Annotated in this window: 16 protein-coding genes; 12 read left to right on the top strand and 4 right to left on the bottom strand. The window is 53.7% G+C overall.

What is annotated here, in order from left to right; all coding sequences use genetic code 11:
- The first annotated feature begins 227 nt into the window (after nt 1-227).
- The gene (locus tag HZZ01_RS15815; protein ID WP_179898535.1) at nt 228-710 is read left to right on the top strand and encodes a ferritin-like domain-containing protein; all 483 of its coding nucleotides are present in this window, start codon (nt 228-230) and stop codon (nt 708-710) included.
- Nucleotides 711-720: 10 nt separating this feature from the next.
- On the top strand, nt 721-1,227 hold the full coding sequence (locus tag HZZ01_RS15810) for a ferritin-like domain-containing protein (RefSeq protein WP_179898534.1): 507 nt from the start codon (nt 721-723) through the stop codon (nt 1,225-1,227).
- A gap of 73 nt (nt 1,228-1,300) precedes the next feature.
- On the opposite strand, the gene treF is transcribed toward HZZ01_RS15810, so the two are convergent.
- Both treF and HZZ01_RS15800 read right to left on the bottom strand, forming a co-directional pair.
- A complete protein-coding gene (gene treF, locus HZZ01_RS15805) occupies nt 1,301-2,959 on the bottom strand; it encodes an alpha,alpha-trehalase TreF (protein WP_179898693.1) in 1,659 nt (552 codons plus the stop codon).
- A gap of 349 nt (nt 2,960-3,308) precedes the next feature.
- The gene (locus HZZ01_RS15800; RefSeq protein ID WP_179898533.1) at nt 3,309-4,166 is read right to left on the bottom strand and encodes an SDR family oxidoreductase; all 858 of its coding nucleotides are present in this window, start codon (nt 4,164-4,166) and stop codon (nt 3,309-3,311) included.
- A 98-nt stretch (nt 4,167-4,264) separates the two neighbouring features.
- Here HZZ01_RS15800 and HZZ01_RS15795 point away from each other — a divergent pair, with 98 nt between their 5' ends.
- The 8 genes from HZZ01_RS15795 to HZZ01_RS15760 all read left to right on the top strand — a co-directional run bounded on the left by HZZ01_RS15795 (nt 4,265) and on the right by HZZ01_RS15760 (nt 11,234).
- Nucleotides 4,265-4,675 carry a helix-turn-helix domain-containing protein gene (locus HZZ01_RS15795; RefSeq protein ID WP_179898532.1) on the top strand — a complete coding sequence of 137 codons (411 nt, stop codon included), beginning with the start codon at nt 4,265-4,267 and terminating at the stop codon, nt 4,673-4,675.
- A 749-nt stretch (nt 4,676-5,424) separates the two neighbouring features.
- Nucleotides 5,425-6,837, top strand: coding sequence for a cytochrome ubiquinol oxidase subunit I (locus HZZ01_RS15790; protein WP_090965940.1), 1,413 nt, complete (start codon nt 5,425-5,427; stop codon nt 6,835-6,837).
- A 1-nt stretch (nt 6,838) separates the two neighbouring features.
- Nucleotides 6,839-7,843, top strand: a complete 1,005-nt coding sequence (gene cydB, locus HZZ01_RS15785) for a cytochrome d ubiquinol oxidase subunit II (protein WP_090965936.1) — start codon at nt 6,839-6,841, stop codon at nt 7,841-7,843.
- A 1-nt stretch (nt 7,844) separates the two neighbouring features.
- Nucleotides 7,845-8,018 carry a DUF2474 domain-containing protein gene (locus HZZ01_RS15780; protein WP_136196607.1) on the top strand — a complete coding sequence of 58 codons (174 nt, stop codon included), beginning with the start codon at nt 7,845-7,847 and terminating at the stop codon, nt 8,016-8,018.
- A gap of 217 nt (nt 8,019-8,235) precedes the next feature.
- Entirely contained in the window at nt 8,236-9,105 is an 870-nt protein-coding gene (locus HZZ01_RS15775; protein WP_179898531.1) for a helix-turn-helix domain-containing protein, read from the top strand.
- Between the two features lie 208 nt (nt 9,106-9,313).
- Nucleotides 9,314-9,508, top strand: coding sequence for a hypothetical protein (locus tag HZZ01_RS15770; RefSeq protein ID WP_179898530.1), 195 nt, complete (start codon nt 9,314-9,316; stop codon nt 9,506-9,508).
- Between the two features lie 331 nt (nt 9,509-9,839).
- Complete coding sequence (locus tag HZZ01_RS15765; protein ID WP_179898529.1) at nt 9,840-10,622, top strand: siderophore-interacting protein; 783 nt, start codon at nt 9,840-9,842, stop codon at nt 10,620-10,622.
- Between the two features lie 72 nt (nt 10,623-10,694).
- Nucleotides 10,695-11,234: a PadR family transcriptional regulator gene (locus HZZ01_RS15760; protein WP_179898528.1), complete on the top strand. Its 540-nt coding sequence runs from the start codon at nt 10,695-10,697 to the stop codon at nt 11,232-11,234.
- Here HZZ01_RS15760 and HZZ01_RS15755 read toward each other — a convergent pair whose 3' ends face one another.
- Nucleotides 11,235-11,531 carry a SelT/SelW/SelH family protein gene (locus HZZ01_RS15755; protein WP_179898527.1) on the bottom strand — a complete coding sequence of 99 codons (297 nt, stop codon included), beginning with the start codon at nt 11,529-11,531 and terminating at the stop codon, nt 11,235-11,237.
- A 492-nt stretch (nt 11,532-12,023) separates the two neighbouring features.
- Here HZZ01_RS15755 and HZZ01_RS15750 point away from each other — a divergent pair, with 492 nt between their 5' ends.
- Complete coding sequence (locus tag HZZ01_RS15750) at nt 12,024-12,521, top strand: CinA family protein (RefSeq protein ID WP_179898526.1); 498 nt, start codon at nt 12,024-12,026, stop codon at nt 12,519-12,521.
- 30 nt (nt 12,522-12,551) lie between these two features.
- Here HZZ01_RS15750 and HZZ01_RS15745 read toward each other — a convergent pair whose 3' ends face one another.
- Complete coding sequence (locus tag HZZ01_RS15745; protein WP_179898525.1) at nt 12,552-13,535, bottom strand: MDR family oxidoreductase; 984 nt, start codon at nt 13,533-13,535, stop codon at nt 12,552-12,554.
- A gap of 554 nt (nt 13,536-14,089) precedes the next feature.
- On the opposite strand from HZZ01_RS15745, the gene HZZ01_RS15740 reads away from it, so the two are divergent.
- Complete coding sequence (locus HZZ01_RS15740; protein ID WP_179898524.1) at nt 14,090-16,243, top strand: ornithine decarboxylase; 2,154 nt, start codon at nt 14,090-14,092, stop codon at nt 16,241-16,243.
- Nucleotides 16,244-16,404: the final 161 nt, after the last annotated feature.

The following is a 16,404-nucleotide window of genomic DNA, read 5'->3' as shown; positions in this document are numbered from 1 at the left end:
GCTTTGTACAATTCTGGTTAAGCAAGCGAAGCCGCAAAGGTAAAAACATTTTTCCAGCTAAATGTTTGCTGTAAAAAGGAAAATGCATTTTACATGCCACTTTTGTGTTGAATTCATACTGATGTGGCGTGCGATATTAAAAATCTCCACTAGACTTTTCAGGTGCCAACGATATGACTGGCGCTGCGTTATTATTGACGCGGCTTTCTAATAAATGAGGCTATCTTATGACAGTGAAAACGTTAAACGATCTGTTCATCCATGACTTATCCGATGTATACAGCGCTGAGAAGCAGATAACCCGAGCATTGCCTAAAATGGCGCGTGCAGCCAGTGACGAAAATCTTATCGCTGCGTTTCATCAGCATCTGGAAGAGACCCGGGCTCAGATTGAACGACTTGACGAACTGGTGGAAGTGACGCCCGAAGTCAAAATCAAAAGAATGAAATGCCATGCGCTGGAAGGTCTGGTTGAAGAAGCGCAGGAAATTATCGACTCGGTCGAGAAGGGCGAAATTCGCGATCAGGGGCTGATTGGTGCGGCGCAGAAAGTCGAACACTATGAGATTGCTACGTACGGCACCCTGCATGCGCTGGCGCTAAAGCTGGGTTACACGAAAGCCGCGCAACTGCTGGAAGCAACCCTGAATGAAGAGAAGCAAACGGATGAGAAGCTTACCCAGGTAGCTGAGTCCATTACTGTCTCTTAAGGAGTAACACATGACTGCGATTGAACATTATCACGACTGGCTGCGCGATGCGCATGCAATGGAAAAACAAGCAGAAAGCATGCTGAGCAAGATGTCAGGCCGTCTTGAACACTATCCGGCACTGGAACAGCGTCTGGCACAACATCTGGAAGAGACCAAACATCAGCTGACGCTGCTGGAACAGCTGCTCGACAGCCATGGTATCGACCACTCTGTGATGAAAGATGCGATGGGTAAAATGGCGGCTACAGGCCAGGCTGTTGGCGGTATGTTTAACTCGGATGAAGTGGTGAAGGGTGCCATCAGTGGCTATGTATTCGAGAATGCCGAGATTGCCAGCTACACCAGCCTGATTGCCGCGGCTGAGCAGGTAGGCGATACACAGGGCGTACGTGTACTGAATGAAATCCGTGATCAGGAAGTGGCAATGGCGGAGTGGCTGTTGCAGAACCTGCCTGACGTCACGCAGCAATTCCTGCAGCGTGCGTCACAGCCAGGCACTGAAGCGAAAAAATAGCGCTTAGATACGTGCATAAAAAAAGCCGGGAATTCCCGGCTTTTTTACGTTAATGCTAATCAGTCTGCGATGTTTAGTCAGCCATTAAATGCCCGTACATTGTCATCAGCTTGCGGGTAACGCCGTTAGTCCAGCCGAAGCCATCCTGTAACGGATATTCACCGCCGCCGCCTGGACGGGCGCGATCGCCGCTGATGTCATACTTCTCGACCAGCTTGTGGTGCAACTGATAGAAGTTACTGACCGTATTGAGCCAGTTCACCGCCACTTCAGTAGCCAGCGTCTCTTCACCGTAGTTATTCAGGCCAACAATCGCCATCCACTGCATCGGTGCCCAGCCGTTAGGTCTATCCCACTGCTCACCGCTTTCCACCATCGAGGTCAGCAGACCGCCGTTGCTCAACAGCAGATGACGTAATGAGATCGCCTGCAGGTGCGCCTGATGCGGCGTCGCCAGGCCCACGAAAAGTGGCACGACCGAGGCCACGGTAAAGGCACCAAAACGCTCACGACGCCAGTCATAGTCGCGGAACACACCGGCGGTGCTGTCCCACAGATAGCGGGTAATAGCACGTTTACGCGCTTCCGCCTTTTTCTGCCATGCCAGCGCCGTCAGCTCTTCACCTTTCGCGTGCGACAGAGTCGCGATCATCAGCTCCAGCTTGTACAGGAACGAGTTCAGATCGATTGGGATAAACTGTGTAGTACGGATACTCGATAGCCGTTTCGGGTTACGCAGCCAGCGCGAGGAGTAATCCCAGCCCGATTCCGCACCCGCTCGCAGGTCACGATAGACTTCACTGGCCGGACGTTTAGATTCGCGGGCAGTTTCGACATCTTCCATCCACGACTCATCACGCGGCGTATCGCGGTCATCCCAGTAGCGGTTCAGCAGTGAGCCGTTCGGCATCCGCACCACGTGACGATAGGCCTGGTTTGGCATCAGAGAACCGGCACCATCCATCCAGAACTGATATTCCTTCATCAGCTGTTCCTGATAACGTTTCGCACCGCGCACGCCATCTTCTTCGAACAGTTCCACCATCAGTGCAAACACGGGCGGCTGAGAACGGCTGAGATAGTAGGTACGGTTGCCGTTAGGCACATGACCGTAGTTATCGATCAGCCAGGCAAAGTTATCCGCCATGTGACGTAGCAAATCATCACGGCCCGATTCTGCCAGCCCGAGCATAGTGAAGTAGGAGTCCCAGTAGTACGTTTCGCCAAAGCGTCCGCCGGGCACGACATAGGGTTTTGGTAACGGCAGCAGTGATGAATGCGGCATATGCTGCTGCGGCATTTTGGTCAGAACCGGCCACAGGTCATCAATATGCTCGTTGAGCGTTTTATCCGGGTTGGAGACATAAAAGCTTTCGTTTACGCCAGGCAGATAAAAGTGATCGGCGACAAAACGTGACAGGTCGAAATCACTGCTGCGTTTCTGTCGACGATAGCGCATCAGTACATCCAGCGGATCGTACTTAGGCGAACAGTCGGGGAAGGTTTTGCTGTCCTCGAAAATCCGCGACATCTGGACATGTTCGAACAGTTCCAGATAACGATCGGCAGGCGTCAGCGCATCCGGAGCCGGTAAGCCTTCAATCAGCTCCGGTTCCGGTTCAGAATCCTGCATGCGATCCAGTTTCAGTTCATGGGGATCGTATTGATACTCAACTTCCGCCCCGGCACGAACCTCTTCAAGTGCATTTTGTTGCTGGCGATGGGTATTAATAACGGCCTCCTGAGCGGTCGTGGTTGCACAAAAGACAAATTATAGACCTCTCATCGAGCGGAACAACAACGCAGAATATCTATGAGCGTAATAAAAATTGTCGATTAATCGAGCTTTTTTAATAAATCCCAGACAATTCAACCAAATATAACGGTGTTCACAAAAAACACATTTCGGATGAATCTCTTAGCGGCATGAATAAAAAAATTTAAGCTGAAGAAAACTGGCATTTATTCACATTTTGTAAAAGAAACCGCACCCGCAAAGGGTGCAGAAAGTGGCATACGCAACGGAAATCCGGGTGATAGAGAAGTGAGCGAGCCAGGTTGCCCGCTCAGCGGCTGTCAAATTATGGGTTCGCCAGTGCCGCGCGAATCACCGCCTGCCAGCTCGTGGTCGGGCGACCAATCAGTTTGCTGAGTTGTCGTGAATCATCAAACAGCCCCCCTTTTTCTGCACCGGCATCGGAATCTGCCAGCATCTCTGCGAGACCCGCGGGCAGACCTGCGTCTTTCAGCGCGGCGGCAAAGTCAGCCTGAGACAGATTGACGTAATCGACCTTCTCCCCACTCTGTGCGGCAATCTCCGCAGCAAACTGCGCCAGCGTATAATTATCGTCGCCCGACAGTTCATACACTTTACCCGCCTGATCATCGCGGGTCATCACTTCAGCTGCGGCTTCTGCATAATCCCGGCGGGCAGCTGAAGCGATGCGGCCTTCACCTGCTGCGCCGATAAAGGCGTGATGCGCCAGCGCCGGTGGAATGCTGGCGGCATAGTTCTCGGTGTACCAGCCGTTACGCAGCAGTGCGAACGGAATGCCAGAGGTTTTCAGCAGCGCTTCTGTTGCGCGGTGTTCCACGCCTAAGGCCAGGGGTGAGGTATCCGCGTGCAGCAGGCTGGTATAGGCGATAAAGCCCACGCCTGCCGCCTGAGCCGCTTCAATGACAGCTTTGTGCTGCGCTTCACGCTGGCCGACTTCACTGCCGGAGATCAGCAGCAGCTTATCGACGCCTGCAAAAGCGGCCCTGAGCGTTTCTGGCTGACCATAATCGGCCTGGCGGACAACGACGCCCAGCACGGCAAGATCGGCCGCTTTGGCGGGCGTACGCACTGCGGCGACGATCTCTCCCGCCGGCATTTTTTTCAGTAATGCATCAATCACAAAACGGCCCAGCTGGCCGGTGGCACCTGTTACTGCAATCATGTTGTTGCTCCTGTGGCTGTTGGTGAAATTCAGACTAAGATATAAACTAATTTTTAGTAAGTACTTACAGAATTGTTAGCTTAAGGTGTGCAGGTTAAATGACTGAAAAATTGAGTGAAAAATTTAGTCGTGGCGAGTTGCTTAATGTTAACTGTCCGTCGCGTGATGTGCTGAAACGCGTAACCAGCCGCTGGAGCGTACTGATTCTGCTGGCCCTGCAGGACCAGACGCTGCGCTTCAGTGCATTGCGCCGGGCGGTCGGTGGCGTCAGCGAACGGATGCTGGCGCAGAATCTGCGTTACCTTGAGGAAGATGGCTTTGTGCAGCGCATCGCTTACGATGTGGTGCCGCCGCACGTGGAATATCGCCTGACGCCGCTCGGACGTGAAGTCGGTGAACAGGTAGTCGGTCTGGCAGACTGGCTGGAGCTGAACCTTAGCCGGATTCTGGCACAGCGCGAAAAATCCGCAGCAGCGCAAAATCATCCCGACTTATCCGCCAGAATGTGACGGCATGACTATCCTTTCCGGAAAATGTCTGTTTTCGCTCGTCTGTGATCTCACCCTTCAAAACAGCAACAACGCCGCAGCAGGGAAATAATTCTGGCGGGCGTTCAGCACGGTTGATCATTATTAAATCGTTTTACCAGGGGCCGCGCTGGAATAATTGACTGCATAGGGTGCGCTGTTAATTCAGGCTGGATTTTTGACTCATTTATTTAACATTTACGCTGGCGTTTAACTGTGCCATTTCCACTTTGTTTTATCAAAGCTGATTGCGTGATTAGAATGGATATAACAAAAAATAATACAAAGCGTCAGATGCAGATGTTTATGGGTTTAACTTGTTAAAAATTAAGCTTATTTTAAATTACCCATCCTCATTTTTAGCCGAGTTATATACAGTTTTTTTGAAAAAAATCGCCTGAAAACAGGCCGTTGGACATATTTTACAGGCAGGCTTTGCTTTAACTCTTCAGTTTTTAATGTAAGAAATACCGTAACATTAAAGATACATAAAACCCCTCTGATTAACCTTTACGCCTTATTTTTAAATAAATATTTCACGCTAAAAACAATGATCAAAATCAATAAAGACTGTTATAGTTTTCATTAACCCCACTGTTTCTGTTTCCCCGACGCAAATAGCTCTAAATTTGCGTCGGGAATTTCAATAAGCGCAGAGAAGTCAGCGCATCAGGCTTAAGTTGTTAATTATAAGTAAACACGTGGTTTTCTATGTGGCAAAGAGGTAAGCAATGTTCGGATTAGATGCCTTTCATCTGGCCAGGATTCAGTTCGCATTTACTGTTTCCTTCCATATTATCTTTCCCGCCATCACCATCGGTCTCGCCAGCTTTCTGGCCGTACTCGAAGGTATGTGGCTTAAAACCCGCGATCAAACCTATCGCGATCTCTACCATTTCTGGTCGAAAATCTTTGCCGTTAACTTCGGTATGGGTGTGGTCTCAGGACTGGTCATGGCTTATCAGTTCGGCACTAACTGGAGCGGCTTCTCGGCGTTTGCGGGCAGTATTACCGGTCCGCTGCTGACCTATGAAGTGCTGACAGCGTTCTTCCTGGAAGCGGGCTTCCTGGGCGTGATGCTGTTTGGCTGGAATCGCGTAGGTCCGGGCCTGCACTTCTTTGCTACCTGCATGGTGGCCCTGGGAACGCTGATTTCAACCTTCTGGATCCTTGCCTCTAACAGCTGGATGCAGACGCCTCAGGGCTTCATCATCGAAAACGGCATTGTGGTTCCGCAGGACTGGTTCAAAATTGTCTTTAACCCCTCTTTCCCTTACCGCCTGTTCCATATGTCGGTGGCGGCATTCCTGGCGAGTGCCTTCTTTGTGGGGTCGTCGGCGGCCTGGCATTTGCTGAAGGGGAATAACAATCCCGCTATCCGTAAAATGTTCTCCATGGCGCTGTGGATGGCGCTGATTGTCGCGCCGATTCAGGCGATGATTGGTGATGCACACGGTCTGAATACCCTGGAGCATCAGCCTGCCAAAATCGCGGCAATTGAAGGACACTGGGAAAACCCGCCGGGTGAAGCCACACCGCTTATCCTGTTTGGTATTCCTGATATGGAGCAGGAGCGCACCAAATATGCACTGGAAGTGCCTTACCTCGGCAGCCTGATTCTGACGCACAGCCTGGACAAGCAGGTTCCGGCGCTGAAGTCGTTCCCGAAAGAGGACCGGCCTAATTCCACGGTGATCTTCTGGTCGTTCCGCGTGATGGTGGCGCTGGGCCTGCTGATGATTACGCTGGGCGTGGTCAGTCTGTGGCTGCGTTTCAAAGGCCGTCTCTATGAGTCGCGTCCTTTCCTGTGGTTTGCGCTGTTGATGGGGCCATCGGGTCTGATTGCGATTCTGGCGGGCTGGTTTACCACTGAAATCGGTCGTCAGCCGTGGGTGGTGTATGGCGTGCAGCGCACCATTGATGCGGTCTCGGCACATGGTGATATGCACATGAGCATCAGCCTGCTGGCCTTTATTCTGGTCTACAGCTCGGTGTTCGGTGTGGGGTATCACTACATGATGCGTCTGATTAAGCAGGGACCGGTTGTCGGCGAAGGTCACATCACTGAAGAGGGTGGACCGGGTCAGAAAAAAACGCCAGCGCGTCCGCTTTCCGCTGCCACCTTTAAGGATGGAGACCACTAAGATGATCGATTATTCCGTTATCTGGTTTGTGATTATCGTCTTCGCAACCCTGATGTATATCGTGATGGATGGTTTTGACCTGGGTATTGGTCTGCTGTTCCCGTTCAATAAAGATGCTGGCGAGCGTGACATGATGGTGAACACCGTTGCGCCGGTCTGGGATGGTAATGAAACCTGGCTGGTTCTGGGTGGCGCAGGCCTGTTCGGTGCGTTCCCGCTGGCTTATGCAGTGATTACCGATGCGCTGTCGATTCCGCTGACTGCCATGCTGATTGGCCTGATTTTCCGTGGTGTCGCCTTTGAGTTCCGCTTCAAGGCAGTTGAAGGTCATCGGGCATTCTGGGACAAATCATTTATTGCCGGGTCCGTTATCGCCACCTTCAGTCAGGGTGTCGCGGTGGGTGCGTTCCTGGATGGCATTCCGGTTGAGGGACGCCGTTTCGCCGGTTCCGCGCTGGACTGGCTGGCACCGTTCCCGCTGTTCTGCGGCGTAGGTCTGGTTGTGGCGTATGCGCTGCTGGGCTGTACCTGGCTCATCATGAAGACCGAGAACGAGCTGCACCGTAAGATGTCTGCGCTGGCGACGCCGCTGGTGATCGCACTGTTAGTGATTATCGGCATCGTCAGTCTGTGGACACCGTTTGCGCATGCAGATATCGCGCATCGCTGGTTCAGCAAGCCGAATCTGTTCCTGTTCCTGCCGGTTCCGGTGCTGGTGTTGCTCTGTTCGTGGGGCATTGTGCGCGCCATTAAGCGTGAGGCGCACTATTCACCGTTCCTGCTGACGCTGGCACTGGTCTTCCTGGGCTTCTCCGGGCTGGGTATCAGTGTATGGCCAAACATTATTCCGCCATCCGTGACCATCTGGGACGCCGCGTCGCCGCCGCAGAGCCAGGCGTTTATGCTGGTGGGTAGCCTGTTGATTATCCCGATGATCCTGGGCTACACCTTCTGGAGCTACTATGTATTCCGTGGAAAAATCAAAGCAGATGAAGGATATCATTGATATGAAAAGCCTCAGCAGCATGAAAGACCACAATCACCATGAAGAGACGAAAGCACCCTGGTGGAAGCGCGTGATGTGGCTGGTGTTTATCTATGCCGCCAGCGTGCTGGCACTGGGCGTCGTCGCCTCGCTGTTCCGCATGATGATGACTGCCGCGGGTATGCGTAGTCATTAATTGTCGCAGACTGCGTCTCACCGCTATCCGGCGCAGTTTTTATCAATAATCAGAAGGCTGACATTGGTCAGCCTTTTTAGTTAGTAACCTAAGCAATTAATGCGGAATCGCCCCGAACAGGCGCATGTGCCTTACCCTTTCCTTACACCGATTCGCGATTTTTGTTATCCTTTTGTGACGAAAATCCCAGTCCTCATCCGCGTCGTAAATCGCCATCATGCTCAGTCAGGCCATTAAAAAACAGCACATTACCGATCTGGTCGAGTGGATAGAAGCCAATCTCACCGATGATCTCAATATCGATCAAATTACCCTTAAATCAGGTTACTCGAAATGGCACATGCAGCGCATGTTCAAGGAGATGACCGGACAGACGCTGGCGGCCTATACCCGTAAACGGCGTCTGACGATGGCAGCCATGGCGCTGCGTCTGACGCACATGACGCTGATCGATATCGCCGTGCGTTTTGGTTTTGATAACCAGCAGAACTTCACCCGAGTGTTCAAAGGTCACTTTTCGCTGACGCCTGGCGCGTTTCGCCGTATTCCCCATTTGCCGGTGAAAAATTTCCATGGACGCATTCTGGCGCGTTCGCTGGCAGAACGTGCCACGCTGGTGGAACGCAAGGAGGAGCTGCATCTGCGCGGAGAGACGCAGGAGTGGGAATGTAAGTTCGGTGATTACATTGCCGATCGCGATCACCGGGTGGCTGAGCAGGCGCGGCAACTGGTTGCGCTGGCGGGCAGTCATGTTGCGCAGGGCTGGTTAGGCTTTCAGTATAGTCCCGGTCATAGCTCTGCTGACCAGCAGAATATCAGCCTGTTTCAGGCGCTGGAGCCGCAATATGCCGGTTTGCTGGGTGACCACACCGACAACTGGAGTGAAGTGCCGGGCCTCTATGCGTCGCTTCACTGGAGCGGCAGACCGGAGCAGCTGACGCGCTTTATCGAGGATATCTACTATCAGCATCTGCCAGCGCTGGGAATGTCCCGCCGTCCTGGCAAAGATCTGCTGCGTCTCGATTTTGCACAATGTAAGCCCGATTGGTTAAGCGGCGTTTTTTCTGTTCCGGTCATGCAGGCATAGCCTGCAGGGCAGGGAGAGAGGCTCAAATGCATAATTCGTGCGGTAAACCGTGACAAACCGCACGATTTTATAAAATAACTCGCCAGTCTGGCGTAAAATCCTCCACTGAAACCCCGTCATACCTGAATCATCGTTCATCCGTGATGGGGCTGGAACATTCATCTGCATTTCAGGCCTTTTCCGGCCAAAACGACAAACGAAGAAAACTATGCGACGCTTAATGATTTCACTGGTTCTGGCATTGCCTGTTATGGCAATGGCACAGCAGGCTGAGCCTTTCTCACCGCCCGCTGGACTGCATCCGCACTCTCACACCTCTCAGCATGAAATTCTGGGTGACGGTGAGCTGCCGGAACACACCAGCAGCAATGCTTCCCTCTCCGGATTCAACGACACGCTGTAAGTGCTGTTGCGCTGCCAAATCCCGGCGGTGCAACATGACCGGCTCATCTGGAGCCGGCAAGCCTTAACCTGATTAGCCTCCCTCACTAAACCCATCAGTCACCTTTCCGTGAACGCTTTTGTCAGGGCCGCTTCACGCCTGTTATGCGCACAGCTGCATCTTCATAAAATATATCTTAACTTGCTGAATCGCATTTTTCGTTCTTGTTCTCAAGATATATCATAGCTAATCTGCCCGCTTGTAATGAGAATGATTGTTATTACATGTCAGTTTTATGATAGTGAGCATGCCCCTGAATCAGGGGCAGTGATCCCGATTGAGGAGAAACATTTTGACTGCATCAGCTAATCAGCGTTTACCCCAGCGCATCCGTAATGAACTGCGTTTCCGTCACATCCAGGTCGCCAGTAAAACTAATATTGCCGGTAAATTCTGGCGTATCCGGTTCACTGGCAGCGATCTGGCGGGCTTTACGTCTCAGGGCTTTGATGACCACATCAAGGTATTTTTCCCTTCCGCTGAAGGTGAAACACTGGCTCTGCCACAGATCACCGACGCGGGCATTGTCTGGCCCGAAGGTTTACGTCCGCAGGCGCGCGACTACACGCCGCTGGAATTCGATGGTGTCTCTTCACTGACCCTCGATTTCTATATTCATCAGCAGGGCGTAGCGAGTCACTGGGCAACGCAGGCGAAAGTGGGCGATAAGTTAATTGTCGGCGGGCCACGGGGTTCGCTGGTGGTGCCGGCCGATTATGCATTCCAGCTTTACGTCTGCGATGAAACCGGGTTGCCCGCCTTCGCACGTCGTCAGCGTGACGCAAATGCGCAGGCATTGCATCTCTACGCCTTTACCGATGAAGCGACGGGTCTGGACTATTTATCCGATACGGCGGGCATAACGACAAACTGGATGGGCAGCGGTCAGATGCAGAAAGCGCAGCTCAGCCAGCTGATTGCCCGACTGGATCAGCTCACGCTCCCTGCGGAAGATTACTTTATCTGGCTGACCGGGGAAGGTGAGTTCGTCAAAGCGCTGTCTGACTACTTCACCGTACAGCGCGGCCTCAACAGTGAGTTTGTTCGGGCAGTTGCTTACTGGCACCAGAAGTAAGCGGCTCTGGTAATTGAGTTTTGTCAGGTAGCGGACTACCATCAATCCGACTTTTTTCCCGCAGGGCAGGCCATGAAACAGCATCCGAATTCCACATCTTCTGACGGTCAGTCCGGGCACGCAGGTGGCTGCGGCGGACGACGCAAACGACGTGAAAAAATGCTGGAGGCGAGTGAGATTCGCCTGCTGATGCTCCATTTCCTGGCGCAAAATGCGGCGCACGGCTATGAGCTGATCAAGTCTGTTGAGGAGCTTTCCAAGGGCGAGTATTCACCCAGTCCGGGTATCATCTATCCCAATCTGACGCTGCTGGAAGAGATGGAGGCAATTGAGGTGGTGGATACGAAAGCAACCCGCAAAGCCTACCGCCTGACGACAGCGGGAGAGGGCCAGCTGGCTGATAACCGTGAAACGGTCTCCAGCCTGATTACGCGGCTTTCTACGCTGGCGATCCTGGTCAATAACCGCAGTATTCCTGCTGTTGAAGAGGCGATTCACGGGCTCAAAACAGCATTGAACCGGCGACTGGCGCAGGAAGATATCTCAGAAGCCGCGCTGCAGACGCTGATTAAGGCGCTGCACGACGCGGCTGAAAAAATCACTCACAGTTAATCAGCTGATTTCAGCTTTGTTTTTGTCGATGTGGCCCAGGGTACGATCCGGGAAACAGATGTCGCGTACGCGCTGTTTGAGCGTAGTCGCATCCGGGAAGCCACCATCGCGCTTACGTTCCCACAGCAGATGCTCATCCAGCGTAATTTCAAAGATACCGCCAGTGCCCGGTTTCAGCGTCACCTCTGACAGATCCTCAGCGAAAGTATGCAGGAGTTCCTGTGCCATCCACGCTGACCGCATCAGCCAGTTGCATTGCATACAGTAGTGAATAACAACCACAGGTTTTTGCGCCATAACTCTATTCCTTTACGTGTTGATAAATGCCAGTGCATTCGGGTTAAAAAAGTGTGCGCTGTGGTTTATTTATGAATTTATAAAGCTTTTAAAACAGTTCTGAATTGCATCCTGTCGGGTACGAACCTTGCTTCATCAGCATGCTGATGAACTTTTTTATGGCTTTTATGCAGCGCCATTTTTGTTATTCCAGCAAGCAAGGGAGTGAATACTAACAACTAATCAGGGGATTCGCGCCTGTGCCACCTTGTTTTAGGAGATTGACTAAACCGCGTCGGTTTTAGCAGACGTTTTTCGCGACCCTCTCAGACTCATAAAGTAGCGACTCACAGCTCTCCGCCTCAGATGTTAAGGGGAGTTCGGTGAGGCGTAAATCGCCCGGCATTCAGCTGAGGAATTCGACCGTTTCGCTTTAAAAACATTGCCTTGCGGAGTTTTATTCGATGATTTTGCGCTATACCTGGAGTTCCGGACCGTCTTAAGGAGACCATAATGGCAAAATCATTAGATCAAACCGCTGAGCAACTGGGGAATATTTTACTCTCCTCCGGACTTCAACTGGCGACCGCCGAATCCTGTACCGCCGGGCTGATCAGCATGACGCTGGCCGCCGTGGAAAATAGCGGTGACTTCTACACCAGCGGCTTCGTAACCTACAGCGAAAATGCCAAAATCCGTCTGCTGGGCGTAAAGCCCGAAACCCTGAAACAGCATACGGCGGTGAGTGAGCAGACGGCGCGGGAGATGGTGCAGGGAGCCTGCGCCCGTTCTGGTGAACCGGTGGGATTATCGATCACCGGCTATGCGGGGCCGGGTGGCGGCGAAGATGGCACACCACCAGGCACTATATGGTTTGGCTGGGTACTGCCCGATGGCAGTGACGAGGCGGAGTGCCACCAGTTCAGTGGCGATCCCAAATCGGTGATGGAGCAGGGCACGCAGTTTGCGCTGGAAGGGCTGATTAAACGGCTGCAGCGGGCCGATCGATAAAGGCGCGGTGTACGCGCCTTTTAAATCCGGTTAGCGACAGTCGACAATCAGACGGCCCTGCACTTTGCCATCCAGCAGTGCCTGCGCACCCTCTCTGGCTTCACTCAGCGGAATGACCCGGCTCAACTGATTAAGCCGTTCGCTATCCATCAGCTCACCGAGTCGCTGCCACGCCTGTTCACGAAGCGGCTTCGGACACATTACGCTATCGACACCAGCCAGCGTAACGCCACGCAAAATAAAGGGTGCGACGCTGGCTGGCAGATCGAGTCCCTGCGCCATCCCGCAGGCGGCAACCACGCCGTCCCGCTGTGTAGCGGCCAGCACATTCGCCAGCGTGTGGCTCCCGACGCTGTCTATCGCGGCAGCCCAGTGCTCTTTAGCCAGCGGCTTGCCAGGCTGGGAGAGCGCTTCACGGTCAATCACCGATGCTGCGCCCAGCTTCTCGATCAGATACGTATGGTCGCTGGCGCGTCCGCTCGACGCGATCACCTCATAACCGAGGCGTGCCAGCATGCTGACGCTGTAGCTACCGACGCCGCCACTGGCACCGGTCACCAGCACCGGCCCGCGGTCAGGTGTGATGCCCTGTTTTTCCAGCGCCATCACGCAGAGCATCGCGGTCAGCCCCGCCGTACCGATGGCCATAGTTTGCAGCGGGCTCAGCGTGGCGGGCGGCCGCACCAGCCAGTCGCCGCTGACGCTGGCTTTCTGCGCCAGTCCGCCCCACTGTTTTTCGCCCACACCCCAGCCGGTCAGCAGCGCCACATCATCCTCTTTCCAGTCGGGATGGCGGCTTGCTGTCACCCGGCCCACAAAATCGATACCCGGCACCATCGGGAACTGGCGCACAATCGGGCCTTTGTTGCAGATAGCCAGGGCATCTTTGTAGTTCAGAGATGAGTAGCTGACGTCGAGCGTGACATCATGATCGGGCAGTTGGGATTCGGGGAGATCTTTCAGCAGGGAACGGTAACCTTGTTCGTCATTTTCAATGACCAGTGCCTTGAACATGCAGCCTCCGGCAGAGTGGGAAAGAGGGGATAAGTTTACGCCTGGCAAAAGGAATGCGGTAGGGCAATGGCCACTTCTGGACGTTAAAGCAGCGGCCGGCCCCAAAAATCGCGCAGCAAGCTATTTGCATAAATCTGCATATAATTCATCTGATTAGTCGTATTATGAATCTTATATGATAAATAGACTATATAAATCATGTCGTTACGTTTACAGGTGTGATTGAGTAATTGCCCGGCCTGGGTTGTTCATGCGTAAAAAAGATGACATTATGACCGCCACTTTTTGACCCTGCTTCACCACCACAGAGGACGTCGCCATGTCCGGTTCACCGCGCACTAGCCCGGATTACCGTTCGCTTTTTCCGGCGCTCACCGGGTTTTCCTCATTTCCGGACTCTGCGTTATTCCTCATCCGGTGAGGCCAGCCAGGCCGCGGCTGGGGGTTTTTGCTCCACAGACTGCGTAATGCCTCCTGACTGCTAATAATTCGCCGGGGCGTTGTCCCCATGATTGTGCCTCAGGCACTTCCTCCCTGACGTTGGGGATTCTGTTATGACTCCACTGAAAATTGCTGCCAGCGCCGCTGTCGCGCCCAGTCTGACCCTGAACACCGCGCGTGACGTAGTGACACTGGATAACACCGACTTTACGGATGTGGCGGCGGTTGTCGTCTCGCTGGCGGATACCCGTAGCGGTGTGCTGGCGCTGCTGCGTCACACCGGCTTTAATCTGCCGGTGTTTGTCGCGAATGCGTTTGAAGAAGAGGTGATGCACCTGCCGGGCGTCAGCGGTGAACTGAATGGCGAGCCGCAGGAGTGGATTGCCCTGGAAGCGGCTGCGCAGGCATATGAAGCTGAGCTGCTGCCACCTTTCTTCGAGACGCTGACCCGCTATGTCGATATGCAGAACAGCACCTTTGCCTGTCCCGGACATCAGGGCGGCGCGTTCTTTAAAAAACATCCGGCGGGCAAACAGTTTTATGACTTCTACGGCGAGAATGTTTTCCGCTCTGATATGTGCAACGCCGACGTCAAACTGGGCGATCTTCTGATCCACGAAGGTTCAGCCAAAGATGCGCAGAAGTATGCGGCAAAAGTGTTTAACGCTGACAAAACCTACTTTGTGCTTAACGGCACCTCCAGCGCCAATAAAGTGGTGACTAATGCGCTGCTGACCCGTGGCGATTTAGTCCTGTTTGACCGCAACAATCACAAGTCGAACCATCACGGCGCATTGATTCAGGCGGGGGCGACCCCGATTTATCTGGAAGCAGCACGCAACCCCTTCGGCTTTATTGGCGGTATTGACGCGCACTGTTTTGATGAGGCTTATCTGCGCGAGCAGATCGCGGCAGTGGATCCGCAGCGCGCGGAAGAGGCGCGGCCTTTCCGTCTGGCAATTATTCAGCTGGGTACCTACGACGGCACGGTCTACAACGCACGTCAGGTGGTGGATCGCATCGGTCATCTGTGTGATTACATCCTGTTTGATTCCGCGTGGCTCGGCTATGAGCAGTTCATTCCGCTGATGGAAGGTTGTTCACCGTTGACCCTGGAGCTGAATGAGAACGATCCCGGCATCTTTGTCACGCAGTCCGTGCATAAGCAGCTGGCAGGCTTTTCGCAGACCTCGCAGATCCATAAAAAAGATAATCACATTCGTGGACAGCGGCGCTTTTGCCCGCACAAGCGACTGAATAACGCTTTTATGCTGCACGCCTCAACCAGTCCGTTTTATCCGCTGTTTGCCGCGCTGGATATCAACGCCAGAATGCATCAGGGCGAAGCGGGGCGTCGCATGTGGGATGAGTGCGTCGTGCTGGGTATTGAAGCGCGTAAAGCGATACTTGATCGCTGTGAAATGATCCTGCCGTTTGTGCCGGAGACGGTAGAGGGTCAGCGCTGGCAGGATGCACCCACGGAGACGATCGCCCGCGATCTGCGCTATTTCAGCTTTGAACCACAGGCGAAATGGCACGGCTTTGCAGGTTACGCGCGCGATCAGTATCGGGTCGATCCCTGCAAGCTGCTGCTGACTACGCCGGGCATTGACGCGGCCAGCGGGGAGTACAGTGATTTTGGGATCCCTGCGACCATTCTGGCGAACTACCTGCGTGAGAACGGCATTGTGCCGGAGAAGTGCGATCTCAACTCGATCCTGTTCCTGCTGACCCCGGCTGAGAGTCCGGAGAAGATGGCGAATCTGGTGGCGATGCTGGCGCAGTTTGAGCAGCACGTTAAAGAGGATGCGCCGCTGGCCGAAGTGCTGCCGACGATTTATCGCAAAAACGCGCAACGCTATGCCGGTTATACCCTGCGTCGCCTCTGTCAGGAGATGCACGATCTTTACGTCAGTCACAACGTTAAAGATCTGCAGCGACTGATGTTCCGCGCTGCGGAGTTCCCCCCGGTCAGGGTCAATCCGCAGGATGCGCATCAGGCTTATATTCGCGGCGAAGTGGAGCTAGTCCCCATCGCTGATGCAGCCGGTCGTGTCGCTGCTGAAGGCGCGCTGCCTTACCCTCCAGGCGTGCTGTGCGTCGTGCCAGGGGAAGTCTGGGGCGGCGCGGTGCAGCGTTACTTCCTGGCGCTGGAAGAGGGACTTAATCTGCTGCCGGGCTTCTCACCGGAGCTGCAGGGCGTTTACACCGAAGAGGATGAGCAGGGACAGAAGTATCTGGTGGCGAATATGATGGTGGGGCACTGATCTGAGCGGGGCAGAGGCGGCTAGCGGCCCGCCGGGCCTTTTTGTTCGCTGCGCGAACGGGCTATGAGCAGGTTACGCCCGTCAGGCCTATGGTTCGCTGCGCGAATGAGGCTATGAGAAGGTTACGCCCGCCAGGCGGCAGGGAGTTTCAGGTCGCCCGT

This window comes from Pantoea sp. WMus005 (genome assembly GCF_013415305.1).
Classification (GTDB): Bacteria; Pseudomonadota; Gammaproteobacteria; order Enterobacterales; family Enterobacteriaceae; genus Pantoea; species Pantoea rara.
The sequence above is the reverse complement of the archived record's forward strand: the minus strand, read 5'-3'. Positions and strand labels throughout refer to the sequence as shown.